Below are 25,958 nucleotides of genomic sequence, written 5' to 3'. Positions count from 1 at the left end.
ATGGATTTTGATAATATCGCCCGTGCGCTCATTCCGCTGCTCGGTGGCAAAGAGAACATCGCCAGTGCGGCGCACTGCGCAACGCGTCTTCGACTGGTGCTGGTCGACGACACGCTTGCCGATCAACAAGCCATCGGCAAGGTTGACGGCGTTAAAGGCTGTTTTCGCAACGCCGGGCAGATGCAGGTGATTTTTGGTACGGGGGTGGTTAACAAGGTCTACGCCGCGTTTATCCAGGCGGCAGGGATTACCGAATCCAGCAAGTCCGAAGCGGCCGACATGGCGGCACGCAAGCTGAACCCGTTCCAGCGCATTGCCCGACTGCTCTCAAACATCTTTGTGCCGATCATTCCAGCGATTGTGGCCTCCGGTTTACTGATGGGCCTGCTCGGGATGGTCAAAACCTACGGCTGGGTCAATGCCGATAACGCGCTCTATATCATGCTGGATATGTGCAGCTCAGCGGCGTTTATCATTCTGCCGATCCTGATTGGCTTCACGGCCGCGCGTGAATTTGGCGGTAACCCTTATCTGGGGGCGACCCTCGGCGGCATTCTGACGCACCCGGCGCTGACAAACGCCTGGGGCGTGGCGTCTGGCTTCCACACCATGAACTTCTTCGGCCTTGAGATCGCCATGATTGGCTATCAGGGAACGGTGTTCCCGGTGCTGCTGGCCGTCTGGTTTATGAGTATCGTGGAGAAAAACCTGCGCCGTATTATTCCGGATGCGTTAGATCTGATCCTGACGCCGTTCCTCACCGTTATTCTCTCCGGCTTTATTGCCTTGCTGATCATTGGCCCGGCCGGGCGTGCGTTAGGGGATGGTATCTCCTTTGTTCTGAGCACCCTGATCGCCCATGCGGGCTGGCTGGCCGGGCTGTTATTTGGCGGGCTTTACTCGGTTATCGTTATCACCGGTATTCACCACAGTTTCCATGCCATTGAAGCCGGGTTACTGGGGAATCCGTCGATTGGCGTTAACTTCCTGCTGCCTATCTGGGCGATGGCCAACGTGGCGCAGGGGGGAGCCTGTCTGGCGGTCTGGTTTAAAACCAAAGACGCGAAAATTAAAGCCATTACGTTACCGTCTGCGTTTTCGGCCATGCTGGGCATTACCGAAGCGGCAATATTTGGTATCAACCTGCGTTTCGTGAAACCGTTTATCGCCGCGCTGATTGGCGGTGCGGCAGGCGGGGCGTGGGTGGTCTCGGTGCATGTTTATATGACCGCCGTCGGGCTGACTGCCATCCCGGGCATGGCGATCGTGCAGGCAAGCTCGCTGCTCAACTATATTATCGGCATGGTGATTGCCTTCGGCGTGGCGTTTACCGTCTCGCTGCTGCTGAAATATAAAACGGATTCTGAATAATGACGTTACCTTCCCGCTGGCCTGCAATCCTGCAGGCCGTCATGAAAGGCCAGCCGCGTGCGTACGCCGACAGCCATTATCCGCAATGGCATCCGGCACCGGTGACGGGGCTGATGAACGATCCTAACGGGTTTATCTGGTTTGCCGGGCGTTACCACCTGTTCTATCAGTGGAACCCGCTGGATTGCGACCATCGCTATAAGTGCTGGGGACACTGGAGCTCCGCAGACCTGGTGCACTGGCAGCATGAACCGATGGCGCTGATGCCCGATGAGGAGTATGACCGCAACGGCTGCTATTCCGGCAGCGCCGTCGATAACAACGGTGTCCTGACGTTGTGTTATACCGGCAACGTGAAATTTGATGATGGCAGCCGCACCGCCTGGCAGTGCCTTGCCACGCAACAGGCTGACGGTACGTTCAAGAAACTTGGTCCGGTTCTTGCGCTGCCGGAAGGCTATACCGGCCACGTGCGTGACCCGAAAGTGTGGCAGCACGACGGGGTGTGGTACATGGTACTGGGGGCGCAGGATCTGCAAAAACGCGGCAAGGTGCTGCTGTTCACATCTGCCGATTTGCACCACTGGGCGTCTTGCGGAGAGATTGCCGGTCATGGCGTGAACGGCCTGACCGAGGCGGGATACATGTGGGAGTGCCCGGACCTGTTTGCCCTCGACGGGACACACGTACTGATCTGCTGCCCGCAGGGGCTGGCGCGCGAACCGCATCGCTATCTCAATACTTATCCGGCCACGTGGATGAGCGGGGCGTTCGACCATACCCGCGCTACGTTTAAACATGGCGAGTTGCACGAGCTGGACGCCGGTTTCGAGTTTTACGCTCCCCAAACCACGGTGGCGGAAGACGGACGGCGGATCCTGATCGGCTGGATGGGCGTGCCGGACGGAGAAGAGATGCTTCAGCCCACACGGGCGCAGGGGTGGATCCATCAGATGACCTGTCCGCGAGAATTACACTTCCGTGACGGCAAACTGTGGCAGACGCCGGTGCGCGAACTGCACGCACTGCGTGAAGAGGAATGTCGCTTGCAGGGTAACGCCAGCGATGCCCCGGCTCTTGATGCGACGCGCCTTGAGTTCGAGCTCACCTCATCTTCAGTAACCGTGGATTTCGCCGGTGCATTGCGCCTTATCGTCGAGGACAGCGGGTTGCGTCTGGAACGCGCCAGCCTGAAAACCGGGGAGACATTGACCCGTTACTGGCGGGGCGACGTTCATCATTTACGCGTTCTGTGTGACAGCTCCAGCGTTGAAATTTTCATCAATCATGGCGAAGGGGTGATGAGCAGCCGCTATTTTCCTGACCATCCGGCACGGGTGCGATTCGAAGGTGGGTCCGACATCACATTACGCTACTGGTCGCTGCGCGGCTGCATGGTAGAATAAGGGTTTTGGCAGCCGGATCTAAGTCGTTGTGAGAAAAACAAAACGCGTCACAATTAAAGACATCGCGGAACTGGCGGGGGTTTCAAAAGCCACCGCCAGCCTGGTACTGAACGGGCGCAGCAAAGAGCTTCGCGTGGCGGAAGAGACGCGTGAGCGCGTGCTGGCGATTGCGAAAGAGCATCACTACCAGCCCAGCATTCACGCGCGCTCGCTGCGTGATAACCGTAGCCACACCATCGGTCTGGTGGTGCCGGAGATCACCAACTACGGCTTTGCGGTGTTTTCTCACGAACTGGAGACGCTGTGCCGTGAGGCGGGCGTTCAACTGCTCATCTCCTGCAGTGATGAAAACCCGGGGCAGGAGACGGTGGTGGTTAATAACATGGTGGCGCGTCAGGTGGACGGGCTGATTGTGGCCTCAAGTATGCTCAATGATGCCGACTACCAGAAGCTGAGCGAACAGCTGCCGGTCGTCCTTTTTGACCGCCATATGAACGACAGCACATTGCCGCTGGTGATCACCGATTCCATTACCCCGACGGCGGAACTGGTGGCCGACATTGCGCGCCAGCATCCTGATGAAATTTACTTCCTTGGCGGGCAGCCGCGGCTTTCCCCGACGCGCGATCGTCTGGAAGGGTTTAAGCAAGGGCTGCAGGAGGCCAATGTGGCGCTGCGCCCGGAGTGGATCATTCACGGAAACTATCACCCGAGCTCCGGCTACGAGATGTTCGCCGAGCTGTGCGCCCGCCTGGGACGCCCGCCAAAAGCCTTGTTCACTGCCGCCTGTGGTCTGCTGGAAGGGGTATTGCGCTATATGGGGCAGCATAACCTGATGCAAAGTGATATCCGGTTAGCCAGCTTTGACGATCACTATCTCTACGACTCGCTCACCATTCCGGTTGATACCATTCGCCAGGATAACCGCCAGCTGGCGTGGCACTGCTTTGATCTGATTGGCAAACTGATCGACGGCGAAACGCCACAACCGTTACAGCGAAAACTGGATGCCACCCTGCAGCGGCGCTATAAAGCGAAAGCATAGCCCTGGCTGCTGAAGGGAAACGTTAATAACTTTAATTAATTTAAGTTTTGGATCGGCCGATAACGATAGGGAATGTTTATTCTTGAGGTATCGGTCCATGTCGTTAAAAAAATCATCCCTGATTGTCCTTTTTGCTCTGCTTTTCTTCTTTGTCGTCAGCACCATTACCAGCGTTGGCCTCATCATTAAAAGTAATAATTCCCTGGATAATGTGAACAAAGAAATCCAGGTTGTGCTGTCGATCATTGACCCCATCAACCACAGCCGTACCTTGCGCGTCAGGGTGATGGAGTACGTGAAGATGGTGGAAGCGGGGAACTCGGCTGACGAGTCAGCGAAACTTTCCGCGGTTAAAGAGGCCCTCACAAAAGCGGATCACGCCTTTGCGGCGTTTATGGCGTCTCCGCGCCTGTCGGATGAAGCGCCGCTGGTGAGCGCGTATCAGGATGCCTGGCAAAACTACCGTAACCAGGGGCTGGCACCGCTGATTGATGCCGCCGCTGCGCACGATGTCGCGAAGTTTAATGCGCTTATCCCGGAGGTGTCCCGCCTCGACCGTCAGTATGAAATCGTTCTCGACCAGGTACTTGCCGTTCACCAGAAATATGCCAAAACCCTGAACGAGGATGCGAGCAGTAATTTCATCTCCGGTCTGGCGATCATTGCGGCGATTGCTTTGCTGTTTGTAATCGTGATTGTTGCCGTCAGCCTGCTGATGAAGCGCTTTGTTTTCGCGCCGGTCAACCTGGCACGCGAGCACTGCAGCCAGATTGCCGCCGGTAAACTGGACATTCCAGTGCCGGTAAAAGGCACCTCCGGCAATGAAATCGATCACCTGATGGGCTCAATGGAGCAGATGCGCCAGGCGCTTCTGTCGACTATCGCCCAGGTGCGTGACGCGAGCCATACCGTCACTCACGCCGCGCAGGAAATTGCTTCCGGGAATATCGATCTGGCTTCACGCACCGAGCAGCAGGCCTCCGCGTTAACCCAGACGGCGGCCAGCATGGAAGAGCTGAGCGCGACCGTGGCGAATAACACCGATAACGTTCACCAGGCAGGAAAACTGGTGCAGGACGCGGTGAACAATGCGCACACCGGTGAGGCCGTGACCCGCGAAGTGATCGAAACGATGAATACCATCGCGGCGAACTCTAAGCGCATCGAGGACATCACCAGCGTCATCAACAGCATTGCTTTCCAGACCAACATTCTGGCGCTCAACGCCGCGGTTGAAGCAGCACGCGCCGGTACACAGGGACGCGGCTTCGCCGTGGTGGCCAGTGAAGTGCGCACCCTTGCACAGAAAAGCGCGGTTGCCGCGAAAGACATTGAAAGCCTGATTGCCCAGTCGGTTTCCAGCGTCAAAAACGGCGCTGAACTGGTGAACCGTTCAGGCGAGGTGATTGATTCAATTATCAGTTCCGTGAATAAAGTGAATACGTTGATGGAGCAGATCTCCGTGGCCTCTGAAGAGCAGAGCCGTGGGATCAGCCAGGTCGGTCAGGCGGTGACTGAGATGGATGGCGTGACCCAGCAGAACGCCGCACTGGTTCAGCAATCCGCCGCAGCCGCCGCTTCCCTGGAAGAGCAGGCGCAGCAGCTCTCAAGGAGTATTTCGAGCTTTAGTTTGCCGGCGCAGGCGTGATTGATAATGAGAGGCTCCTGAGGGAGCCTTTTTAATGTCTGACGTGGCTGGAAAGCCGCGCCAGACAAGGCTTCACGTTTTACTACTAGCAATCAAAAGCCATAAAAAGCGGCTAGGGTGTGGACACCTTGTGGACACTCTGACCACCATTTTCACCCTTCAGCGGGTTATCCGTAAATACTGGGAGCACATCAGCGCTTTCTTCTCGGGTGTAGTCGAGGGCTTAAAGCGGCCTTTGCGTCGGTAGCTGACATCTTTTCCCCGCTCGCGCCGGTGTTTGATTCATTCATGGATAAAGTGCGCGGAGTCTGGCAGTGGTTCAAAGGCCTGATCGCACAGGTTAAGGCGACGCAGGAGACGCTCGACAGCTGCAAAAATGCGGGTGTGATGTTTGGAAAACTGCTGGCCGACGCGCTGATGTTACCGCTCAAAAGTTTTAACAAACTGCGCGGCGGCGTTAACTGGCTGCTGGAGAAGCTCGGGGTTATCAACAAAGAGTCGAACGACCTTGACCAGAAAGCAGCAAAAGCCAGCGCCGGCTCGTAAAATGGGTCTTATATTCCGGCAACCTCAACATATGGCGGTTATCAGGCATATCAGCCAGTAACTGCGCCCACTGGTAAGACTTACGTCGATCAGAGCAAGCCTGAATATAACATTCACCTGAATGGTGGCACCGCGCCGGGCAGTGACCTTGACCGGCAGCTCCGCGAAGCCGTCGAAAGACTCGACCAGCAAAACCGTGCGCATCAGCGCTCAAGTATGCGTCACGATGGATGAGGGCTAAAGCATGTTAATGGTTTTAGGTTTATTTGTGTTTGAGCGCCGCACGCTGCCACATCAGTCAATGCAGTATTCGAAAAATTACCGCTGGGTGTCAAATGACCGCATCGGCAAACCCCCGGCCTACCAGTTTCTTGGGGAGGGTGAAACCTCGCGCGCGCTTTCGGGCGTGCTGTACCCGGAAATCACCGGCGGCCGTCTGTCACTGACTGCCATCGAGCTGATGGCCGACGAGGGTAGAGCGTGGCCGCTGATTGACGGAACGGGCATGATCCACGGCATGTATGTCATCGATAAGGTGAGCCATACGCACACCGAATTATTCAGCGACGGCGCAGCCAGAAAAATCGAGTTTAGCATGTCGCTGAAACGCGTCGATGAGTCGCTCGCGGCGATTTACGGCGACCTGAAAACGGGAACGGCTACACGACGGGCTTAGAGCTTGAGGTTAAGGTTTCGGATGTGGAGTATGAAAGCGAAGATGTAACGCAATGAATTTGTTTTATGTGTTTGATATATAAGGTTTTAGTGGTTAAAATTGATGCATCATAACGCTTTGAGGTGCCTCGCCATGTTTCACTGTCCAAAATGCCATTTTGCCGCTCACGCCCGCACAAGTCGCTATTTTACTGACACGACCAAAGAGCGGTATCACCAGTGCACAAACATCAACTGCAGCACGACGTTTGTGACCACCGAAACGGTCGAGCGTTTTATAGTATCGCCGGGGGTAGTAGTACCAGCGGCACCACACCCGACATCATCGGGTCAGCAACAAATCCACTGGCAATAAGTAAAATGATACCCTGCATGTGCGGGGTTATCAGTTGTGTGATAACCGTCTGAAAAATAAATTTTTCACAAAGCTGGTAAGTTTCAAATGATGGTAGTGAATAACATGCCAAAAGCTGTATTGATGATCAAAGTCATATTATCAAAAGAAAAAAACCTTGTTCCTCGAAAGTGCATATTTCTCTATCTACATTAATTAGGTACAAGAAAAGCGGGTATGCACAATAAGGAAAAATTATGGCACTTTATAAATACAGCAATGACTTAGCGCAAAATAACCATCAAGCATTTGATGATGAACTCTCGCCCGGTAGTCAGGCAGTGAACGCGGGAATCTATCGTTGTGTTAACTGCGGAGATGAAATTGGAATAGCTAAGGGTCATACTCTACCTCCCCAAAACCATCATCAACATACGAATGGGCAACCCATCAAATGGAAATTGCTCGTTTGCGCCATCCAGAAATAGCAGCGACATGTTGTGATCTGACAACATAGCAGTTCTGCTGAAAGATCTTTTATTTAAATATTTTAATATCACATACCCGCTTTCAAACAACAAAAGCATCAGACTCATTTCATTCCAAAAGCTCGACTCTATGATACTTCAATTAGATTAAAAGCTTCTGTCGTACGGGGCTTTTTTACCGATGTGGTCAATGTGTGGACATGTTCAAAAATAAATCCTTTTATTTCAATGTCTTGAGGTGTTTTTAAAGGCTCCTGAGGGAGCCTTTTTAATGTCTGGTGTAACTGGAAAATCGCGACAGCACCCAAGTTGCAAGTTGCAGCTTGAGGAAGACAGGAAAAACAAAGGCACTTACAGTTACAAGTCTTATCGTTTTGAGGTTTTGTTCAGGGAGACTAACTGGACAATCATGTATTTTCAGTACATGCCGTGAAGAGGGGATCATGATAGATATCACAAGTGGTGACAGGCACCTTAAATTAACGCCCTATGAAAGGCTGACTGAAGAGGAGATGCCTGCCTATAGCCGTATTATGGTATGGGTTGAATTCTCAATCCCTGTCTTAAAAACAGAGTTTGCTGCAGAGTTTTTTGTCGGTCAGCTAGAGCAATTCAGGAAAGATACACATGCTCTCCACCAGGCTTTAAAGACAGGGATAAAGTCTAAGGATATTAGTTTAACCTCGGCATTCGAGCAGGTTATGCTTAAGTTTCATCAGGCGCATTTTGCCGGTGCTGTTGGCGTTAGTATGGTACTGAAACCTGAAAACCATGCTGACAGTATTACCCTTGACGATTCCTTCGAGATTGATGAAAGTTACTTTCCCGACATGCTCTCAGGTCTGGACGACATCATTTCATGGCAAAACTGATGCCTGGATTAAGCAAAAAGACCGACACTTAAAATGCAGGTCGTTTTATTTCTTAAGAGGAAAACGGCACATTACATGTCAGTTATGCTGGAGCCTCCGTTGCCGGAGCCCGTCACCCGGCAAAAAGAGCGCTATACCAACGGCGAACTGGTAAGCATATGGTATGAGTGACTTTAAGCCTTTTAACGACCAGCGACTTCGCCCGTTTAGGTGGCATGCTAAACCCGCTATTATCCTCACTCATCTTCCTTGCGTTGTTGGCAATCATCCTGGCCGTTATCGCCGCCGCATTACTTCGTATGAGATGATGTGCTATGAGGCGACGCATAGCGCCCACCCGTCGCGAGCGATATGCGTTAAAATCCATAAGCACAAAAAATTTTATATTCTCCCCAGCAATATTTCCCCGCCTCATCCGTCTACCTCATCACAAGCCATAATCAATCACTGTAAATGAGGCAAATACCATGAGAGATTTCGATATGCACGGAAGAGGGCACGGACGCGGGTTTGGCCGCCACCGTATGGGTAAAGGGCTGGTGATAGGCTCGGTAATCGTCCTTGTGCTTGGACTGGTGGTCATGACCCTGTGGAATGCCTTACTCCCGGCCATTCTTGGCGTGAAAGCCATCGGTTTCTGGCAGGCGCTGGGGATTCTGGTATTAAGCCGGATCCTGTTCGGTGGGCTGGGTTTCCGCCCGGGGATGTTCGGCGCGCACCGTCGTATGCACGAACGCTGGATGAACATGACCCCCGAACAGCGTGAGGCGTTTATTCAGCAGCGTCGCGAAGGCTTTGGTCGCCATGGTCGCGGGCATTGCGGCTGGCACGGTCATCGCGAAGATAAACGCGACGACAGCACGCCGAAAACGCCGGAAGCAGAGTGAGCGAGATGAAAACCGGGCTGGCGGGAGAGTCATTGCTGATGTCGGCGCTTAATGCCTGCCGCGCCCGGCTGAAAGCCTTTATCCGCGGACGAACGTCCGTGCGCGATGATGCCGACGATATTTTGCAGGAAGTCACCTATCAGCTGATGAAAGTGGAGCAGCCGGTTGAAAACGTCGCCGCCTGGCTGTTTCGCGCGGCACGTAATGAGATGACCGACCGGGCGCGGAAAAAACGTGAGGTCTCTCTTTCAGGATATTTTACCGGGGATGATGAGGACTTCCCCGAAGATGAACTGTCGGAAACCCTGTTCGGTGTCCCGCATAAGCCGGAGGAGGAGTACCTCAAAACGCTGCTGTGGGAAGAACTGGGTCAGGCGCTGTCTGAACTTCCGCCGCCTCAGCGCGAGGTTTTTGAAAAAACGGAGCTCCAGGGCTACAGCATTAAAATGCTGGCAGAGGAAACCGGGGCCAGCGAGCAGGCGCTGTTATCGCGTAAGCACAAGGCGGTGCTTTTCCTGCGCACGCGACTGCGGGACGTCTATGATGCGCTGACTGGTGACTAACGCCGACAGACAAAACCTTACATTATCAGGACTTGTAGATTCATCACTATCGTTTATGATCGGGGCGTCTGGTAAATTTGGAACGTTATGCGCAACCGTCAGCTTCTGGGAAAATGGCTTTTGATAATCACATGTCTGGCGATGGCTATTTGCCTGGTGCAGCGTGCGGTTTATCTCAACCATTTTTTGCAGGGGCTGGATCCGCAAACGACCCTGATTGCTGATGCCCCGGTTCAAACCAGCGACGCTGAGCCGTCCGGGCCATCGCCGTGTCAGTTAGGCGCACACTCGCTGCTTTGTGCTCAGCCACTGTTCTTTGATGGTGCGCTACCGGCGATTATCATCTTCTTCGCGCTACTTCAGTTGCTTACGCAAGGGCGGGCATGCATTCCGAGAGAACAGCCCGTTCAGGCACCGCCTCCCCGAATACACCTCAAAAACTGCGTTTTCCGTGAATGAAAATCATCGTCACCACACGATAATTTTCACTATTCACGGAGTAAAACATGTTTAACCTCTTCAGGGGATTCGTTTTCCTGTGGCTGTCCTGCATCGGCATTGTCCATGCGGCAGATACAGGCTGGCTGGTTTCCCCGCAAAACGATCATGCCCGGATCCGCGTTCAGGCGGAAAGGGAGCAAAACCGCATCCTCGCGCTGCTCACCGTTGAGCTGCAGCCCGGCTGGAAAACCTACTGGCGTTCACCCGGCGAGGGCGGCGTAGCCCCGAAAATCACCTGGCCGGCTGGCGTAATGGATGACTGGCACTGGCCGGTGCCTTCGCGCTTTGATATCTCCGGGATGACCACCCAGGGCTATCACGATAAGGTCATCATCCCCATCACCCTCGACGGTGCGGCGGGGGATGCGCTCGACGGGACGCTTACCCTTTCCACGTGCAGTAATGTCTGTTTGCTGACGGACTATAAGCTGCACCTTGATTTTAACCAGCCGGTGGATGAGGGATTCAGCCACGCGTTTAAACGCGCAATGCAGGCCATTCCCGCGACATCTGGCGTGTCCGCAGACCTGTCAGCCTGGTTATCAGACGACAAGCTGATCATTACGGGAACCACACAAGGGCAATGGGACAAGCCAGGGATCTATTTTGACCCGCTGGAAGGCGACATTCTTCCCGGTGAACCGACCCTCAAAGCCGATGGCAATCAGCTTCGGGTAACGGTGCCCGTGACCGATGAGTGGGGAGATAAACCCACTTCGCTGCAGGGAAAAGCGCTGTCGTTTGTGCTCACCAATGGCGACAAAGCGCAGCAAACCGTGATGACCGTCGGGGCAACGCCCGCGGAACCGTCAGCGGCGGGCGTGTCTGAGGGAACCGGCAAAATGGTGCTCTTTGCGCTACTGGGCGGCTTGATCCTGAACCTGATGCCTTGCGTGCTGCCGGTGATGGGCATGAAGCTCAACAGCGTGCTCCATGCGGGCTCAGACAGACGGATGATCAGGCTCCGCTTTCTGGCAACCAGTGCCGGGATCCTGGTCTCCTTTATGCTGCTGGCCGCAATGGTGACCGCGCTTAAGCTGACCGGTGCCTCGCTGGGCTGGGGTATTCAGTTCCAGAATCCGTGGTTTATTGGCCTGATGGTCGCGGTGACCTTCCTCTTCGCACTCAATCTGTTCGGGGCGTTTGAGATGCTGCTGCCTTCTGCCGCCGCAGGACGGCTGGCAACGGCAGGGGGAACTGGGCTTGCCGGCAGTTTCTGCGAAGGGATGTTTGCCACGCTGCTGGCCACACCATGTTCTGCGCCGTTCCTCGGCACGGCGGTGGCCTTTGCCCTTGGCGCACCGCTGCATTCCCTGTGGCTTATCTTCCTGATGCTCGGCGTGGGGATGAGTTTGCCGTGGTTGTTCGTTGCGCTGCTTCCAAAAACCGCCATGCTGCTGCCAAAACCCGGTCGCTGGATGAACGGCCTGAAAATTATTCTCGGCCTGATGATGCTGGCTTCCAGCCTGTGGCTGGTGACGTTGCTTAACCCGCATCTGGGTGAGGCGGTGAGCCAGAGCGTGATGTTAGTGCTTATCGTCGTCGCTATCGCACTGCTTGCGATGACCGGGCAGAAAACCTCGCCGCTGTTCTGGTGCGTGGTGATCGCGCTGTCAGCCTTTGGCGGATACCAGCTGCGCGGGTTGCTTACCTCACCGCCTGTAACCCCCACCGCAAACGTCGCTCAGGCAATCCCGTGGCAACCGCTAAGTGAAGACGCTATTCAGGGGGCCCTTGCGCAGGGCAAACGGGTCTTCGTGGATATCTCCGCGGACTGGTGTGTTACCTGCAAGGTAAACGAGCATCGGGTGTTGAATCAGCCTGACGTTATTGACGCGCTTAGCCAGCCGGACGTGGTGGCGCTGCGTGGCGACTGGAGCAAGCCTTCAGCGTTTATCGCCGAATTCCTTGAAAAGCGAAACCGTTACGCCATCCCGTTTAACGAGGTGTACGGCCCGGGCTTCCCTGAGGGGGAGATGCTTTCGCCGCTGCTGGATAAAGACACGCTTATTGCCACCCTGAACAACGCTAAAGGCTAAATGTATTATGAAAAGAATCCTTATTACGCTTCTGCTACTGTTGACCTCAGCGCAGGTGATGGCGGCGCAGACCATGACGCCGGAACAGGAGCAACGTGCACAGAAGATGGTTTATGACTTTCTGTTTAACGACCCGGACTCGCCGCGCATTGGCGCCAAGGATCCGAAGCTCACCCTGGTGGTCTTTACGGATTACAACTGCCCGTACTGCAAGAAATTCGATCCTTACCTGGAAAAGATTGTCGAAAAACACCCGGATGTGGCGGTGGTATTTAAGTTTTTGCCTTTTCGGTCGGAAAGTTCACTGACCTCAGCACGCGATGCCTTAACCGTCTGGCGCGCGCATCCTGAGCAATTTATGAAATTTAACCATACCCTGATGGCCAAAAAGGGATATCACGATGACGCCAGCATTCAGGAGGCGCAAAAACGGGCCGGGGTGAACGTCACAACGCCTGATGATGAGAGCCTGGTGACGATCAAACGCAGCCTGATCATCGCCGAAAAGATGGGTATCCAGGGAACACCGGCCACGCTGATTGGCGAAGGGTTACTCCCGGGCTGGGTTCCTTTTGAACAGTTCGATGAAATGGTCAGTGACGCACTGAAAAATCGTTAACGTGAAGGGGGCGGTTCGCCCCCAATAATCCCGGAGCGGAAAATGAAAAAATTACTGTTACTGTCGGTGCTGGCAACGTCAGGGCTGGCACAGGCCGCTGAAGCGATACCGGATGTGGTGAAGCTCTTCAGCGAGCAGCAGAATATCAAAATCATTAAGAAAATTGATGCACCAGGGGGCGCGCCGGCCTGGCTGGGGCAGTATCAGGATATGGGCGTTACGCTGTTTTTAACCCCTGACGGCAAGCACGTAATTTCTGGCTATCTGTACGATGAAAAGGGAAAAAACCTGAGTGAAGGCTATTTCCAGAAAGAGATCTACGCCCCGATGGGACGCGAAATGTGGAAGCAACTGAACGCGGCGCATCCCCTGAAAGAGGGGGCGGATAACGCTCCGCGCAAAGTCTTCGTCTTTGCCGATCCGTTCTGCCCGTACTGTAAGCAATTCTGGTCCGAGGCGCAGCCTTGGGTGAAGGCGGGCAAGGTGCAGCTTAATACGCTGCTGGTGGCGTTTCTCTACCCCAACAGTGGGCGTAATGCCTCCGCTATCCTGAATGCGAAAGATCCCGTTTCGGCCTGGCGTGATTACGAGCTTTCAGGCGGGAAAAAATTGCCAAAACCGCAGGGCACTGCATCCCGTGAAACCGTCAACATACTGCAAAAACACCAGACGTTAATGGACAACCTGGGCGCGAACGCTACGCCCGCCATTTATTATCTGAATGCCGATAATGAGCTTCAGCAGGTGGTCGGCATGCCGGATGAGAAACAGCTTGAGGCGATGTTTGGGCCGAAGCCGTAGTAAAAAAAAACAGGCAGAAACAGGCTGTTTCTGCCTGATGTTGACCGGTCAGCTACCCCAGCGTCCGCGCAGGTAGCTGACGGCTTCCTGCGTCTGCGGCTGATTAAGATAATCTTCGCGGAACAGGATCGTGCCATTCACGTTGGGCAGTGAATCGTTGAGATCGAGCTGTTTTTTCAGCTCCGGCACGCCGCCCTGAACCGTCCAGTCCGGCTCATTTTTCGACGGTTCACCTACCTTGTAGAACGCAATGCCGATATACAGGCGGGTATGCGTCGGTTTCACCACCTCTGCCCACCATTTCGTCAGCACGTCATAGCGCGCCGCATCCCGGGAGAAAGGCCAGTAAATTTGTGGCGCGATATAGTCCAGCAGACCCTGCTGCACCCACTGACGCGTGTCGGCATAGGATTCATCGTAGGCTGCGGCACCGCGCGTGTCTGAGCCTGCCGGGTCGAATGAGCGGTTACGCCATACGCCAGCCGGGCTGACACCAAACTCCACGCCAGGTTTCGTCTGCTTAATGGCCCGGGAGACCTGCACAATCAGCTGCTGCGTATTGTGGCGGCGCCAGTCTGCTTTAGAGGCAAATCCCTGACCGTATTGTCTGAAAGTCTGCGCGTCATTGAGCGCGGATCCCGGTGATTCGGTATAGAAATAGTCGTCAAACTGCACGCCATCAATGGGATAGTGCGCAACCACTTCGGTGACCACCTGCGTTATCCAGTCACGCACTTGCGGAATGCCGGGGTCGAGTACAAAACGATCGCCGGCAATACGAATCCATTCCGGGTGCTGGACATAAACGCTGGAAGGCTGCAATGACGACGTGCGGTTCAGCGCGGCAATGGTCGACGGTTTGGTATTGGTTGAAACGCGGTAAGGGTTGAACCAGGCATGGACTTTCATGCCGCGCTTGTGCGCTTCATCGAGCATAAACTGCAGCGGATCGTAGCCCGGGTACTCGCCGATATTGCCGGTGAGCATATCTGACCACGGCAGAATTTTAGACGACCAGAGCGCCGTGCTGTCCGGTTTGACCTGGAAAAACACGGTATTGATACCGAGGTGCTTAAGCTTGTCGAGCTTGTTCGTCAGGGCCTGTTTTTGCATCGCGATGCGGTCTTGCGCATCGCGGCCATTCACTGAGGCCACCGGAGGCCAGTCCAGGCGTGAGACGGTTGCCAGCCAGATCCCACGCATCGGCTCGTTAGCCTGCTGGGTCGGTTTGCTCGCGGTTGGGAGAGGCGTTACCAGTGATTTTGGTGGTTTTGAGGAGCAACTAACAAGTAAAAGTGCACAGGCAGTCAGCGCACCAATCCGTTTTACATGTCGCGTCATTTGCGTTTTAGCTCTTGGTTATCCGACTGTTAGCCCAGGGGTTAAAGGCGGGTTCGTCCGGTTCTGCGATCCCCTCATCATTCAGGGAATCAAGATACAGGGCTTCAACTTCTGCGCGAGCCCAGGGCGTGCGGCGCAGAAATTTCAGGCTCGATTTAACGCTTGGGTCTTTTCTGAAACAGTTAATTTTGATTCGATCGCCCAACTCACTCCAGCCATATCGTGCAACCAGGGCATTGACCTGCATCTCCAGCGTTACGCCATGTAAAGGGTCTTTAGAAAGGTGTGCAGTCATAAGCGTCCGGATGTCTCAGTTCTTGTGGGGTTGGGGTTAACGACGAAAGGGTACAAGAAAGCAGGGGAAGCGGCAATTTCCCTTTTTGCCTGCGATGAAAAACAGAAGAGCGTATGACCCGAAAGCCATACGCTCTTTTGTATCGCGAACGCGCTAGTCGTGTTTTGTGTCAAACAAATCTGGTGCCCACGGACGTGGGTCAACCTCCATAAACGGCGCGCGTTCGAAGCGGTCCTTCAGCGCCCACGGTACCGTGCAGTCGAAGATGGTCTTACAGGAAATGCCGTTTCCGCGAATCGACGTGCTGTAATCCGGCGACTGCGACGGATCGAGCTGGTGGCCGCGGATCCCTGGAATAGTGGTGATGCTGACATCTCCCTGCATGCGGGTGGTCATCGCCCACAGGATGTCGTCGCTGTCGAAAATATCCACGTCTTCGTCGACAAGAATGATGTTTTTCAGCTCGGAATAAGTCGCGAGTGCGATAAGCGCCGCCTGTCCCTGACGTCCTTCATCGGATGGCTGGCGTTTTTTCACCTGCAGAATGCCGAGGAACTTACCGCCGCCCGCGGTATGCGCATAGACATTTTGCAGGAAGCCCGGAATGGCCTCTTCAACGGCATTGCGGATGCTGGCCTCCGTTGGCAGGCCTGCGAGCGTGGTGTGCTCTTCACCTGGCCCCACCAGCGTTTGCAGGATTGCCTGGTGACGCAGGGTGACGGCTTTCACTTTGATGACGGGCAAAGAAGGGTTTGCCTCGCCGCAGTAGCCCGGAAATTCCGGCATTGCATGGCCACTGTTGGTGTGCTGGTCTTCTCTAACGCGCACGCCTGGCAGCAGTTCGCCTTCGATAATGATTTCAGCCCGCGCGATCGCTTTCTCTTTTACCGCCACGCCCTGCACCAGTTCGACCGGTTTCTGACGCAGCGCCCCGGCAACGCCCAGTTCGTTATAACCAAATGGCGTCGTGGGCGCTTCAAAGCAGGCGCCGATATAAATCGCCGGGTCGAGCCCCATGTTGATCGTCACCGGCAGCGGTTTTCCGGCTGCTTCAGCCTTTTTACGAAAGACCTCAATGTGGCGCCCCGCGGCCAGGAACATGGAAAGCTCATCGCGCTCCTGAACGCAGAGACGGTGAATCGTGACGTCAGTCAGCGAACTGTCTTCCGGATCGCTTGCCAGTACCAGCCCCAGACAGAAGAACGGGCCAGCATCAATCGGCGTGTTGGTCGGGGCCGGAAGCAGTTTACGCAGATCAAAATCAGGATCGTCAGCGTAGAATACCTGCTCCTGGCAAGGGGCCTGCGATGCCGGGACAACAACCGGCGCGATCGGGTTTTTCACGGCCTGACCGACGTGCTGCGCGAGCGTCGAGGGTTCACATCCCAGAAGGAGTGCCGCTCTTTCCCGGCTGGCGTGCATGCCCACCAGGATACGCGAATCCGGATAACCTTTAACGTTATTGAACATCATGGCCGGGCCCGTTCGGGTAGGGCGTTTCACCGTGCCGCCCGCACCAATGTGTCGATAAACACCCGCCAGCTCCGCGTTGGGATCCACCGGATGATCCGTTTCAATATATTGTCCTTCGTGGCGTTGCAGTAACGCGATGGCACTTCTGAGATCGTTGACTGGGCTTTCCATTTTTTCCTCCCGTGTTTGCATGCCTCCATTTTTATGGCAATAGCCCATAGCATCAATTGCATCATTACTGCTATTTTGATAATAAATTTGTTATCAAAAAATCCGGGGAAGCGTTATGCAATTTCGTCAGATGCGTAATTTCATTGTCGTTGCGGAAGAGCTTCACATGCACCGGGCTGCGGAGCGCCTGAACATGGCACAACCCGCGCTGAGTCAGCAGATTAAAACGTTAGAGGAACGGTTAGGCGTTACGCTCTTTAGCCGGGCGAACCGCCGTTTAACCCTGACGCCGGCCGGTGAAGCTTTCCTGGAGAAAGCCAGGCTGGCCATCGCCCTGACGGAACAGGCGGTACTGGACGCCAGGCAAACGGCGAGGGGGGAGCAAGGGGTGTTGAATCTCGGGTGCGTATCGAGCGCCATGTTTGACACCAGGCTGCCTGCCGCGCTGCGCCAGATGCACAGTCGGTGGCCTGCCATCACCATGTCGCTAATGACGGGGAATGTGCAGACGCTCTATACCGCCGTGCAAAGCAACCAGCTGGATGTGGCCATCATCCGGGCGCCGCTGCCGTCTCTGCCTGACGACCTGCAAAGCCGCCCGTTTACGTCCGAGAAAACGGTGCTGGCGCTCTCTTCACAGCATCCTCTTGCAAAATCGTCCGCGCTTACGCTCGCCTCGGTGAAAGACGAAAAATGGATCTCCCTGCGCGACCCGGAGGGAATGGGCCTCGAACAGTACTTCTATGACGTTTGTTACGTCGCAGGTTTCCAGCCTGAGGTGGTACAAAACGCCACCGACGTACCTACTGTCATCAGCCTGGTCTCTGCGGGGTTTGGCATGGCGCTATTGCCGGCCTCGGCCAGGGCAGTCAGCGTGGAGAATGTCGTGTACGTCGACATCATTGACAGGCTCAGGGAAAGCGAGCTGAAGCTGGTGTGCCACCGGATCATTCGCTCAGAGGTGTTAAAGAAATTTCTGCACACCCTCGATCACATCTGACGTCCCGCGGCCAGCAGCAGTTGCTCGCGCAGCCAGAGGCTTGCCGGATCCTGACTGTTTTTCGGGTGCCAGTACATGCTGATGGTAATCGGCTGCAGCGGCAGCGGCGGGGGAAAGATATCCAGCGTCGAGGCAAAGCGTTGCAGCATACGTTCCGGTAAGGTGCAGAGCAGGTCCGTGCTGGCGACAAGCGGAGGTGCCATGGCGTAGCTCTGCGTGGACATCACCACGTTGCGCTGATACCCCAGTCCGCCCAGGGTTTGATCCACAAAGCCGGTAAACGGGTCACCCTCTGAAGAGACCACCAGATGAGAGAGCGCGCAATAGTGCTCCAGATCCAGTGGCCCGACACCGCGGGGGTGTCCTTTTCGCTGGGCTGTTGCAAACTGGTCATCGAAAAGTTTGCGTCTGACCCAGCCGTCGTGCGCGCCGGCGCTCACACCGATATAGACATCCACATCACCCTTTTCCAGCTGCTGTGGCAGGGTTGCCATTTCTGGCAGCGCGAACCGCAAGCGGATCCCCGGGGCATGGGCCCGGAACTGATTAAGCAGTTCCGCACCCAGCATCAGGGCCGGATTTTCATGCAGGGCAATCACAAATGTCCGCTGGCTGGTTTGCGCATCAAAGGTGGTGGGGGCAAACATCGCATTAATGCCCCGCAATACGGTCTTGACCTGCGGTCGCAGCGCCTCCGCTCTGGGCGTGGGCAACACCCCACGTCCATGTGGGGAAGGGATAAACAACGGTTCGCCAAAGAGCGAACGCAGGCGCGCCAGACGGGCGGACATCGCGGGCTGGCTGATGCCGAGCCGCGCGGCCGCATGGGTGATGTTCTGATCCTGGAGCAATGCATCCAGCGTCAGGATCAGGTCGATATCCATCTCAGCAACGGGCGTCATCGTGTTATCCGTTTTACTTTGCGCTGTGGCTGTCGCGATTGGTATAGGTGACGGGCACCCAGGCGTAACCGCCGTGCTCGCCTTTCGTGACGTAACCGATACCCGGGAACGGCAGGTGGGGGGCTGCGACAAGATCTCTGTTTTTCACAAAATCAGCAAAAGCATCCTGGCGGACACGTGCCGCACCATCCTGATCCTGGTCGTAGGCGATGGTCACGGCGGGCTGCGGGAACTGTACCGCCGCGACGTGGATAATATCGCCGACAAAGGTGATTTTCTCGCCTTTACTTTCCAGCGTATAGAAGGCCGAGCCAGGCGTATGGCCCGGGTGAACCGTGCCGGTTATCCCGGGCAGAAGCTGCGAGGTTCCGGAAAAAGGAACTACCTTGCCGGCATCACGATACGGTTTTAAGGTTTTCTGCGCGACATCGAAGTAGTTCTGGTCGTAGCCGGTTTTTTTCTGATTATCGTTGTTAAAGAAAAAGTCGATGTCAGGTTTGCCGACAAAAACGCGCGCATTGGTAAACACCGCCTTGCCATCTTTGACCAGGCCACCGGCATGGTCGGAATGTGCATGGGTCAGTAAAATCTCGGTGATGTACTGCGGCGCGATCCCCTGCGTTGCCAGACTCTCAATCAGTCGCCCGCCGTTACCGGGGCCAAAAAGCTGGCCTGAGCCGGTATCTACAAGAATCTTGTGGCCGGGTAGCGCAATCAGAAAAGCGTTAATGGACGCCTCTACCGGGTTGGTCTGGAAATTTTGTGTGAGCAACGCATCGGTTTTCTGCGGGGTCGTCCGACGAAGTAATTTGTGCAGGTCTTGCGCCACGGTACCGTCGGTAAACGAGGTCACCATAATGTCGCCAACCTGCACGCTGTAGCCCCCGGCAGGCTGTTTAACCACGTGCTGGGGCGTTTCTGCCGAAGCCTGAAGCGCAGGGTAGAACAATAACGAACTGGAAATCAGCGTTGTCAGGGCAAGTTTTTTTACGGTCAGCATAAGGGTCTCCTTCAGAAAGAGCTCATCTTACTTCTCCGTAAAATTATATGAACCCGCCTGATAATGATAGGACCTATAAACGGGATGGATAGGTCGGGTCAAATGTCGGGTGGCAGCAATGTGCCACCCGACAAGCCAGACGTTATTGCTTCAGCGGGGCTTTCCAGCCCTCAAGCGTGGCTTTTGACCACGAGCCATACGCGGCATTGGGGAGTACGATCCAGTCACTGCCAAAGCGATCGGCGCTGGCCTCAACGAGTTCACGCTGCGCTTCGCTCGGCTTTTTGTTTTTAAATTGCGCGGCGAAATCAGGCAGGCTGTCACCAAAGAGCATGATTATCTGCTGTTTCTTCAGGATGCTCTGGCGGCGGGCTTCTTTACTGACCGTATCGAGCAGAACGCTATCCTCTGAAACCTGCGGTAAGCCAAGGGATTTTAACGTATTGAGCGTATCTGCTTTGTTTTCCTGCATGCGGTCAGATACATAATAAATACGGACCTTACTTTGATTCACGCGATCAAGAAACGCCTTCGCGCCAGGAATTAATCCCGGTTTTCCCTGCTTTTCCCAGTCACTCCAGGTGTCCCATTTCGTGTAGTCGTGGCACTGTTCGGCATCACGCGCCAGTAACGGAGTGTTATCCAGCACCGTTTCATCAAGATCCATCACAACGGCATAGTTCTCAGGCGCAGTCAGCCCTTTTATTTTTTCGTTAAAACGCTCGGTGGCGAAACGATAGGTCTGCAGCTGAAGTGCCATGATTTCTGCCGATTTCTGTTGATAGCGCAGCGCCATCTCATACGCTTTCGGCTCACAGATATCGTGGTCGGCTGCCGTGGCGGTCGCGCTCAAAACAGGTAATGCCAGCAGTAATGCCTTAGCCATTGAATTCACTCTTCTTTCCTTAACGTCATTGTCAAAATCATGTAAGCGTATTGAAAGTAAGTGACAGAAAAATGAAGGGAGGCAGGTGAGTCATATTCTGACGCACATTCCCTTGCGCGCCGGGTGGATAATTTTCAGACTAATCGCTTTCGTCCGCCAATATCCGTTAGAGCCAGGGTCAGATCAGCATGTAATACCAGAACAGGGCGATTTCGTCTTTTTCCGGTAAGGCGTTGTAGAGGAAACGATCGTATCCGCCTAACGTAAAGCCATAATGGCGGTAGAACAGGCAGGCAGAAACATTCACATTCTGGGTTTCGAGCCTTAATCCAGCCGCGTTGACGCTTCGCGCCCACACGTGTGCGGCCGCCATCAATTTTTGCGCCGCACCAGCTCTGCGTTTCGTGCGCTCAACGGCAATATAGTCAACGGCGATAAATTTATTCCAGCTCATTGACGCGGTGATAAAACCGGCAATTTCTCCCTCATCTGTTTCGGCCACAAGAAATATGGCATCCGGATTAACGCAATGATTTTCAAGGGTCTGCATATCGAGCTCATACGTTTTACGATAAGGCACGGCGACAGCGTCGATATGCAAATCACAATGTATAAAAGGCTCCCGCGCAACGTGACTGACGGTGAATGAAAAGTCACAGCATTCAAGACGTGCGAGGTCGGTATTTAATCCTTTTCGAATCTGCATGGTATTCCTTGTGGCGAATATTTTTATAAATAATAGATGAAGCCATTAAAACCGCTGGCGTAACACTCTTTTGATCCTGAACTAAGCTTGTACTTCATTCCGCGTAAAATGTGGGTCATTCGAGGACAATGAATGGAATTCAGGACATTTCAAAAACACTGGGGTGCTGAGTTTATTTCCAATGACGTTGTACGTTTTCGCGTCTGGGCAGAAGGACAGAAAGAACTTACGCTACGTCTGGCAGAAAACGACTTGCCAATGACGGCAGTCGGCAACGGCTGGTTCCAGGTTGACGTCCCCGGCGTCACGCACGGCACAGAATATCAGTATGTTTTGCAGGACGGCATGGCCGTACCCGATCCGGCGTCGCGCGCCCAGGCTGGGGATGTTAATGGTTCCTCGGTTGTTATCGATGCCAGACGGTATCCGCCCGGCAACCGGGAGTGGGCAGGGCGTCCGTGGGAAGACACGGTGATTTACGAGCTGCACATCGGCACCTTTACCCCGGAGGGCACCTTCCGGGCCGCCATTGAAAAACTGCCTTACCTGGCTGAACTTGGCATTACCCAGATTGAAGTCATGCCCGTCTCACAGTTTGGCGGATCGCGCGGCTGGGGATATGACGGGGTGTTGCTGTATGCACCGCACTCTGCCTATGGCACGCCAGAAGACTTCCACGCCTTTATCGATGCTGCGCATGGGCTTGGGCTTTCTGTCGTGCTGGATATTGTGCTTAACCACTTCGGCCCGGAAGGCAATTATCTGCCTGTGTTGTCACCCGCGTTTTTCGACGCGGAACGAATGACGCCCTGGGGCAACGGGATTGCTTACGAGACTGAGCCGGTCAGGCAATACATTACCGAAGCCCCGCTGTTCTGGCTGACGGAATACCATCTTGATGGATTACGGTTTGATGCCATCGACCAGATTGAAGACGCGTCGGATAAACATATCCTGCAGGAGATTGCCGAACGCATTCGCGAGGCTATTCCCGGGCGGCAGATCCATCTCACCACCGAAGACAGCCGTAACGTTATCTTCCTGCATCCGCGTGACGCACACGGTGCGACACCGCTTTTTACCGCGGAGTGGAACGATGACTTTCACAATGCCGCGCATGTCTTTGCCACCGGCGAAACGCATGCGTACTACCAGGATTTTGCCTTTGAACCGGAGAAAAAACTCGCCCGTGCGCTGACGGAAGGTTTTGTCTATCAGGGCGAGGTTTCTCTCCAGACCGGCAAATCGCGCGGCGTGGAATGTCACACGCAGCCGCCACAGTTTTTTGTCGATTTTATTCAAAACCACGATCAAACCGGCAACCGCGCTCAGGGAGAGAGACTGATCGCCCTTGCGGGGGCCGATAAAACACGGGTGTTGCTTGCTGCACTGCTGCTTTCGCCCCATATTCCGCTGCTGTTTATGGGGGAAGAGTTTGGTGAAACCAATCCGTTTTTGTTCTTTACCGATTTTCACGGTGAGCTTGCCAAAGCCGTGCGGGAAGGGCGCGCAAAAGAGTTTACCGGCCATGCCGGGCACGATGCGTCCGTCCCCGACCCGAATGACGTGAAGACCTTTGTTCGCTCCAAAATTGACTGGAATAAGGTCGCCACCGATGACGGCAAAACGTGGCTGCGCTTCACGCGAACGCTGCTGACGTTGCGCCATCGTCATATCGTTCCGTTACTGCGTAAGGGCGTCACGGTGGAGAGCAAAGTCATCAGGACGGCACCCGGCATGATTGCAGTGAGCTGGCGATTCCCGACCGGAACGTTGTCTCTGGCGTTCAATACCGGCAATAAGGCTGTTGATGTGCCTGCACTGACAGGAGAAACGCTCTTTAGCTGGCCGGAGGTGAACGAGGTGTTACCGCCGAACAGTATTGTTGTTCGCTTTGCTGATGGAGAAGCATCGTTATGATCCCTTCCGCGACCTACCGTATTCAGTTCCGTAATGGCATGACGTTTGACCGTGTCGTGGAACTGGTGCCGTATATGAAAGATCTCGGCATCAGCCATCTTTATGCCTCACCTGTGTTTACCGCCACGACCGGCTCTACGCACGGCTATGACGTGACCGACCCGAATGAAATTGACCCCGCCATTGGCGGACGAGAAGGATTCGACCGTATGGCGGCCGCGCTCAGGCAGGCGGGAATGGGCTTGATACTGGATATTGTGCCTAACCACATGTCGACCTCGCTGGAGAATCACTGGTGGCGAGACGTGATTGAGCACGGCAAACAGAGCCGCTACGCACGCTATTTCGATATTGACTGGTCACGGCCGCTTACGCTGCCGTTGCTGGGCGACACCTTTGAGGCGGAGCTTGAGAAGGGCGCCATCACTGTAAAGCGTGACCCTGTCACGGACAAAGCCGCGCTGGTCTACTACGACACCGCCTATCCTCTTAACCCCGGGACCTTTGTGGAGGGTAAAAGCATTGCGGCGCTGCACGAGGCCCAGAGCTGGAGGCTGATGTCCTGGCGTGAAGCCCCGAAACAGCTCTCGTGGCGGCGTTTCTTCGAAATCACCGGCCTGGTGGGCGTGCGGGTTGAAGACGCGTCGGTATTTAGTGATACACACCGACTGATCCTTGAACTGGTTCATTCTGGCGTCGTTGACGGTCTGCGAATTGACCATATCGACGGTCTGGCCGATCCGCTGGGCTATCTGCAGCGTCTGCGCCAGGCAACCGGACCGGCCTGTTATATCACGGTTGAAAAAATTCTCGCCAAAGGGGAACAGCTGCCCGTCGAATGGCCAGTCTCTGGCACCACGGGGTACGAGTTTATTGCCTCGCTGGCGGAAGTTCTGGTGGACGACAGTCGCCTTGACCGCCTGGAGAAAATCCATGACGACACGCTCGGGGAAACCGTTGATCGGTTTGCAGCGTTACGGGATGCCAAAGGGCTGATGACCGATCGCAATTTTGAGGGCGAATTCACTACCCTGTTAACTATCGCCACCGATCTTGCCCGACGCAATGCGGTTGAACTGCAACCCGATGAGATCCACCATGCGTTGCGCGAGTTGATGATCGCGTTTCCGGTGTATCGGACCTACGGCACCCCTGAAGGCTTAACCGCCTCTGACGTGGCGCTGCTCAATCGCGTTGTCGCAAGCGTTAACACCTCTGAAGCGGCCCTGAGCCTGATCGTGTGCATTCTCACTGGCGATCTTCCTGAAAATTGCCACGACGACGCGGCACGTTTCAGAACCCGCTTCCAGCAACTCACCGGGCCACTGATGGCGAAATCCGTGGAAGATACGCTGTTCTTTCGCCATAACCTGGAGCTGGCGCTTAACGAAGTGGGGGCAGACCCGACGCCGCGCGCCTTTTCGCTATCGCGTTTTCATCAGGAAATGCGCATCCGTCTTGCCCGCCAGCCTGACGCCTTACTCGGGACATCCACCCATGACACGAAGCGTGGTGAAGATGCCCGGGCACGCCTCTATACCCTGACGGAAGCGCCGGAACAGTGGGGCGAAAATCTGGCCCGCTGGCGGCAGATGAATCAAACCCACGTGCGTTTTCTGAGCGACGGTACCGCGCCGAACGCTGCCGATACCTGGATGATTTATCAGGCTCTGGCCGGCGTCTGGCCCGCCACGCTGTCACCTGACGATGTCGACGGGCTGAAATCACTCGAAGAGCGCTTCCTCGGCTTCCTGGAGAAAGCGCTGCGCGAAGCCAAACAACGCACAGACTGGATAGACAGCAACGAAAGCTATGAGAGCGTGGTGCTGAGCTATGCCCGGCATCTGCTTTCACCGGACAACACGCTGTTCCTGAAGGATTTCAGTGAGGCGATGCAGCCCTTTATCCGTGCCGGGCTGATGAACAGCCTCAGCCAGACGGTGATCAAACTTACCGCACCCGGGGTACCGGACATCTATCAGGGCTGCGAAGCGCTTAACTTTAGCCTTGTCGACCCGGATAACCGACGGGAACCGGATTTCCCCGCGCTGGTGCACCACCTCAGCACGGCGGATGCCGGGGTATTTGCCCGCCCGGAATGCTGGCGAGACGGAAGCGTTAAGCAATATGTCACCGCCACGCTGTTACGGCTTCGTCCGCATTATGCCGCGCTATTCCATTACGGTGACTGGCTGCCGCTGAAGGTGAGCGGCGAGCGGGCGGAGAACCTGATTGTTTACGCACGCGGGAAAGACGAGGAGGCGCTGATTGTTGCCGTGCCGCGACTGGTCTTCGACGTGACGACCTATGAAGCACTGTGGGCCAATACCACTATTGCTATACCCGATGCGCTGGCAGGAAAACGCTACCGGGATCTGTTCACCGGTGAAAGCCGGGTTCTGCAAGAGACGCTGGATGTAACGTCTGAAACGGGATGCTTAATGGTTCTGCTTACCTGCGAATGATCGT

The 25,958-nt window shown here is 55.0% G+C and carries 24 protein-coding genes and 2 pseudogenes; 19 read left to right on the top strand and 7 right to left on the bottom strand.

Translation table 11 applies throughout. The features are described 5' to 3' along the window. The 16 genes and pseudogenes from QRN24_RS04630 to dsbG all read left to right on the top strand — a co-directional run bounded on the left by QRN24_RS04630 (position 1) and on the right by dsbG (position 13,795). Complete coding sequence (locus QRN24_RS04630; protein ID WP_182268598.1) at positions 1-1,371, top strand: sucrose-specific PTS transporter subunit IIBC; 1,371 nt, start codon at positions 1-3, stop codon at positions 1,369-1,371. Continuing rightward, entirely contained in the window at positions 1,371-2,777 is a 1,407-nt protein-coding gene (locus QRN24_RS04625; RefSeq protein ID WP_284942414.1) for a sucrose-6-phosphate hydrolase, read from the top strand. Before QRN24_RS04630 ends, QRN24_RS04625 begins: the two co-directional genes overlap by 1 nt. A gap of 28 nt (positions 2,778-2,805) precedes the next feature. Beyond that, positions 2,806-3,822, top strand: a complete 1,017-nt coding sequence (locus QRN24_RS04620) for a LacI family DNA-binding transcriptional regulator (RefSeq protein ID WP_014170151.1) — start codon at positions 2,806-2,808, stop codon at positions 3,820-3,822. A 97-nt stretch (positions 3,823-3,919) separates the two neighbouring features. After that, complete coding sequence (locus QRN24_RS04615; RefSeq protein ID WP_059306097.1) at positions 3,920-5,470, top strand: methyl-accepting chemotaxis protein; 1,551 nt, start codon at positions 3,920-3,922, stop codon at positions 5,468-5,470. A gap of 166 nt (positions 5,471-5,636) precedes the next feature. Beyond that, a pseudogene (locus QRN24_RS04610) lies at positions 5,637-6,250 on the top strand (phage tail tape measure protein); the annotation flags it as partial. 10 nt (positions 6,251-6,260) lie between these two features. After that, positions 6,261-6,692, top strand: coding sequence for a phage tail protein (locus QRN24_RS04605; protein ID WP_284942413.1), 432 nt, complete (start codon positions 6,261-6,263; stop codon positions 6,690-6,692). A 132-nt stretch (positions 6,693-6,824) separates the two neighbouring features. Then, positions 6,825-7,046, top strand: a complete 222-nt coding sequence (locus QRN24_RS04600; protein WP_284942412.1) for a DNA-binding transcriptional regulator — start codon at positions 6,825-6,827, stop codon at positions 7,044-7,046. Positions 7,047-7,282: 236 nt separating this feature from the next. Then, positions 7,283-7,513, top strand: coding sequence for a protein L (locus QRN24_RS04595; RefSeq protein ID WP_238460399.1), 231 nt, complete (start codon positions 7,283-7,285; stop codon positions 7,511-7,513). A 443-nt stretch (positions 7,514-7,956) separates the two neighbouring features. Then, positions 7,957-8,385, top strand: a complete 429-nt coding sequence (locus QRN24_RS04590; protein WP_284942411.1) for a WapI family immunity protein — start codon at positions 7,957-7,959, stop codon at positions 8,383-8,385. A 56-nt stretch (positions 8,386-8,441) separates the two neighbouring features. Further along, a pseudogene (locus QRN24_RS04585) lies at positions 8,442-8,556 on the top strand (phage tail protein); the annotation flags it as partial. A 296-nt stretch (positions 8,557-8,852) separates the two neighbouring features. After that, a complete protein-coding gene (locus tag QRN24_RS04580; protein ID WP_284942410.1) occupies positions 8,853-9,272 on the top strand; it encodes a hypothetical protein in 420 nt (139 codons plus the stop codon). A gap of 5 nt (positions 9,273-9,277) precedes the next feature. Then, positions 9,278-9,835, top strand: coding sequence for an RNA polymerase sigma factor (locus QRN24_RS04575; protein WP_284942503.1), 558 nt, complete (start codon positions 9,278-9,280; stop codon positions 9,833-9,835). 87 nt (positions 9,836-9,922) lie between these two features. Next, entirely contained in the window at positions 9,923-10,294 is a 372-nt protein-coding gene (locus QRN24_RS04570) for a hypothetical protein (RefSeq protein ID WP_284942409.1), read from the top strand. Between the two features lie 47 nt (positions 10,295-10,341). Then, positions 10,342-12,375 (top strand): protein-disulfide reductase DsbD family protein, encoded by a 2,034-nt coding sequence (locus tag QRN24_RS04565; RefSeq protein WP_284942408.1) that lies wholly within the window; start codon positions 10,342-10,344, stop codon positions 12,373-12,375. A gap of 7 nt (positions 12,376-12,382) precedes the next feature. Further along, a complete protein-coding gene (locus QRN24_RS04560) occupies positions 12,383-12,994 on the top strand; it encodes a DsbA family protein (protein ID WP_020884110.1) in 612 nt (203 codons plus the stop codon). A gap of 42 nt (positions 12,995-13,036) precedes the next feature. Beyond that, positions 13,037-13,795, top strand: coding sequence for a thiol:disulfide interchange protein DsbG (gene dsbG / locus QRN24_RS04555; protein WP_284942407.1), 759 nt, complete (start codon positions 13,037-13,039; stop codon positions 13,793-13,795). 48 nt (positions 13,796-13,843) lie between these two features. On the opposite strand, the gene QRN24_RS04550 is transcribed toward dsbG, so the two are convergent. From QRN24_RS04550 to QRN24_RS04540, 3 genes are all read right to left on the bottom strand, one after another. After that, positions 13,844-15,136, bottom strand: coding sequence for a glycoside hydrolase family 10-like protein (locus tag QRN24_RS04550; protein ID WP_025204161.1), 1,293 nt, complete (start codon positions 15,134-15,136; stop codon positions 13,844-13,846). Positions 15,137-15,143: 7 nt separating this feature from the next. After that, a complete protein-coding gene (locus tag QRN24_RS04545; RefSeq protein ID WP_014170105.1) occupies positions 15,144-15,431 on the bottom strand; it encodes a VF530 family protein in 288 nt (95 codons plus the stop codon). A 153-nt stretch (positions 15,432-15,584) separates the two neighbouring features. Further along, entirely contained in the window at positions 15,585-17,075 is a 1,491-nt protein-coding gene (locus QRN24_RS04540; RefSeq protein WP_020884113.1) for a UbiD family decarboxylase, read from the bottom strand. Between the two features lie 115 nt (positions 17,076-17,190). Here QRN24_RS04540 and QRN24_RS04535 point away from each other — a divergent pair, with 115 nt between their 5' ends. Further along, on the top strand, positions 17,191-18,075 hold the full coding sequence (locus QRN24_RS04535) for a LysR substrate-binding domain-containing protein (protein WP_063214437.1): 885 nt from the start codon (positions 17,191-17,193) through the stop codon (positions 18,073-18,075). Here QRN24_RS04535 and QRN24_RS04530 read toward each other — a convergent pair. The 4 genes from QRN24_RS04530 to QRN24_RS04515 form a co-directional block, all read right to left on the bottom strand. Then, positions 18,066-18,977, bottom strand: a complete 912-nt coding sequence (locus tag QRN24_RS04530) for a LysR family transcriptional regulator (RefSeq protein WP_050736812.1) — start codon at positions 18,975-18,977, stop codon at positions 18,066-18,068. The two genes, QRN24_RS04535 and QRN24_RS04530, sit on opposite strands and share 10 nt — an antisense overlap. Before the next feature lie 13 nt (positions 18,978-18,990). Beyond that, positions 18,991-19,977 (bottom strand): MBL fold metallo-hydrolase, encoded by a 987-nt coding sequence (locus QRN24_RS04525; RefSeq protein ID WP_284942406.1) that lies wholly within the window; start codon positions 19,975-19,977, stop codon positions 18,991-18,993. Between the two features lie 142 nt (positions 19,978-20,119). Next, positions 20,120-20,863 (bottom strand): 5'-nucleotidase, lipoprotein e(P4) family, encoded by a 744-nt coding sequence (locus QRN24_RS04520; protein WP_369797155.1) that lies wholly within the window; start codon positions 20,861-20,863, stop codon positions 20,120-20,122. A gap of 178 nt (positions 20,864-21,041) precedes the next feature. Continuing rightward, a complete protein-coding gene (locus QRN24_RS04515) occupies positions 21,042-21,569 on the bottom strand; it encodes a GNAT family N-acetyltransferase (protein WP_020884118.1) in 528 nt (175 codons plus the stop codon). A 132-nt stretch (positions 21,570-21,701) separates the two neighbouring features. On the opposite strand from QRN24_RS04515, the gene treZ reads away from it, so the two are divergent. Then, positions 21,702-23,489, top strand: coding sequence for a malto-oligosyltrehalose trehalohydrolase (treZ, locus tag QRN24_RS04510; protein WP_284942405.1), 1,788 nt, complete (start codon positions 21,702-21,704; stop codon positions 23,487-23,489). Continuing rightward, on the top strand, positions 23,486-25,954 hold the full coding sequence (gene treY / locus QRN24_RS04505; RefSeq protein ID WP_284942404.1) for a malto-oligosyltrehalose synthase: 2,469 nt from the start codon (positions 23,486-23,488) through the stop codon (positions 25,952-25,954). Before treZ ends, treY begins: the two co-directional genes overlap by 4 nt. The last annotated feature ends 4 nt before the right edge of the window (positions 25,955-25,958 follow it).

Origin of the sequence: Enterobacter sp. MEB024 (assembly GCF_030209635.1) — a bacterium.
Taxonomy (GTDB): domain Bacteria; phylum Pseudomonadota; class Gammaproteobacteria; order Enterobacterales; family Enterobacteriaceae; genus Enterobacter; species Enterobacter ludwigii.
Note: the sequence above shows the minus strand (reverse complement) of the source record. Positions and strands in the feature narration are given on the sequence as shown.

Bases quoted from the DNA above. Each gene is read 5' to 3' on its own strand.
- QRN24_RS04630 (WP_182268598.1), top strand. From the start codon at position 1: ATGGATTTTGATAATATCGCCCGTGCGCTCATTCCGCTGCTCGGTGGC.
- QRN24_RS04625 (WP_284942414.1), top strand. From the start codon at position 1,371: ATGACGTTACCTTCCCGCTGGCCTGCAATCCTGCAGGCCGTCATGAAA.
- QRN24_RS04615 (WP_059306097.1), top strand. From the start codon at position 3,920: ATGTCGTTAAAAAAATCATCCCTGATTGTCCTTTTTGCTCTGCTTTTC.
- QRN24_RS04605 (WP_284942413.1), top strand. From the start codon at position 6,261: ATGTTAATGGTTTTAGGTTTATTTGTGTTTGAGCGCCGCACGCTGCCA.
- QRN24_RS04600 (WP_284942412.1), top strand. From the start codon at position 6,825: ATGTTTCACTGTCCAAAATGCCATTTTGCCGCTCACGCCCGCACAAGT.
- QRN24_RS04595 (WP_238460399.1), top strand. From the start codon at position 7,283: ATGGCACTTTATAAATACAGCAATGACTTAGCGCAAAATAACCATCAA.
- QRN24_RS04590 (WP_284942411.1), top strand. From the start codon at position 7,957: ATGATAGATATCACAAGTGGTGACAGGCACCTTAAATTAACGCCCTAT.
- QRN24_RS04580 (WP_284942410.1), top strand. From the start codon at position 8,853: ATGAGAGATTTCGATATGCACGGAAGAGGGCACGGACGCGGGTTTGGC.
- QRN24_RS04575 (WP_284942503.1), top strand. From the start codon at position 9,278: ATGAAAACCGGGCTGGCGGGAGAGTCATTGCTGATGTCGGCGCTTAAT.
- QRN24_RS04570 (WP_284942409.1), top strand. From the start codon at position 9,923: ATGCGCAACCGTCAGCTTCTGGGAAAATGGCTTTTGATAATCACATGT.
- QRN24_RS04565 (WP_284942408.1), top strand. From the start codon at position 10,342: ATGTTTAACCTCTTCAGGGGATTCGTTTTCCTGTGGCTGTCCTGCATC.
- QRN24_RS04560 (WP_020884110.1), top strand. From the start codon at position 12,383: ATGAAAAGAATCCTTATTACGCTTCTGCTACTGTTGACCTCAGCGCAG.
- dsbG (WP_284942407.1), top strand. From the start codon at position 13,037: ATGAAAAAATTACTGTTACTGTCGGTGCTGGCAACGTCAGGGCTGGCA.
- QRN24_RS04550 (WP_025204161.1), bottom strand. From the start codon at position 15,136: ATGACGCGACATGTAAAACGGATTGGTGCGCTGACTGCCTGTGCACTT.
- QRN24_RS04545 (WP_014170105.1), bottom strand. From the start codon at position 15,431: ATGACTGCACACCTTTCTAAAGACCCTTTACATGGCGTAACGCTGGAG.
- QRN24_RS04540 (WP_020884113.1), bottom strand. From the start codon at position 17,075: ATGGAAAGCCCAGTCAACGATCTCAGAAGTGCCATCGCGTTACTGCAA.
- QRN24_RS04535 (WP_063214437.1), top strand. From the start codon at position 17,191: ATGCAATTTCGTCAGATGCGTAATTTCATTGTCGTTGCGGAAGAGCTT.
- QRN24_RS04530 (WP_050736812.1), bottom strand. From the start codon at position 18,977: ATGACGCCCGTTGCTGAGATGGATATCGACCTGATCCTGACGCTGGAT.
- QRN24_RS04525 (WP_284942406.1), bottom strand. From the start codon at position 19,977: ATGCTGACCGTAAAAAAACTTGCCCTGACAACGCTGATTTCCAGTTCG.
- QRN24_RS04520 (WP_369797155.1), bottom strand. From the start codon at position 20,863: ATGGCTAAGGCATTACTGCTGGCATTACCTGTTTTGAGCGCGACCGCC.
- QRN24_RS04515 (WP_020884118.1), bottom strand. From the start codon at position 21,569: ATGCAGATTCGAAAAGGATTAAATACCGACCTCGCACGTCTTGAATGC.
- treZ (WP_284942405.1), top strand. From the start codon at position 21,702: ATGGAATTCAGGACATTTCAAAAACACTGGGGTGCTGAGTTTATTTCC.
- treY (WP_284942404.1), top strand. From the start codon at position 23,486: ATGATCCCTTCCGCGACCTACCGTATTCAGTTCCGTAATGGCATGACG.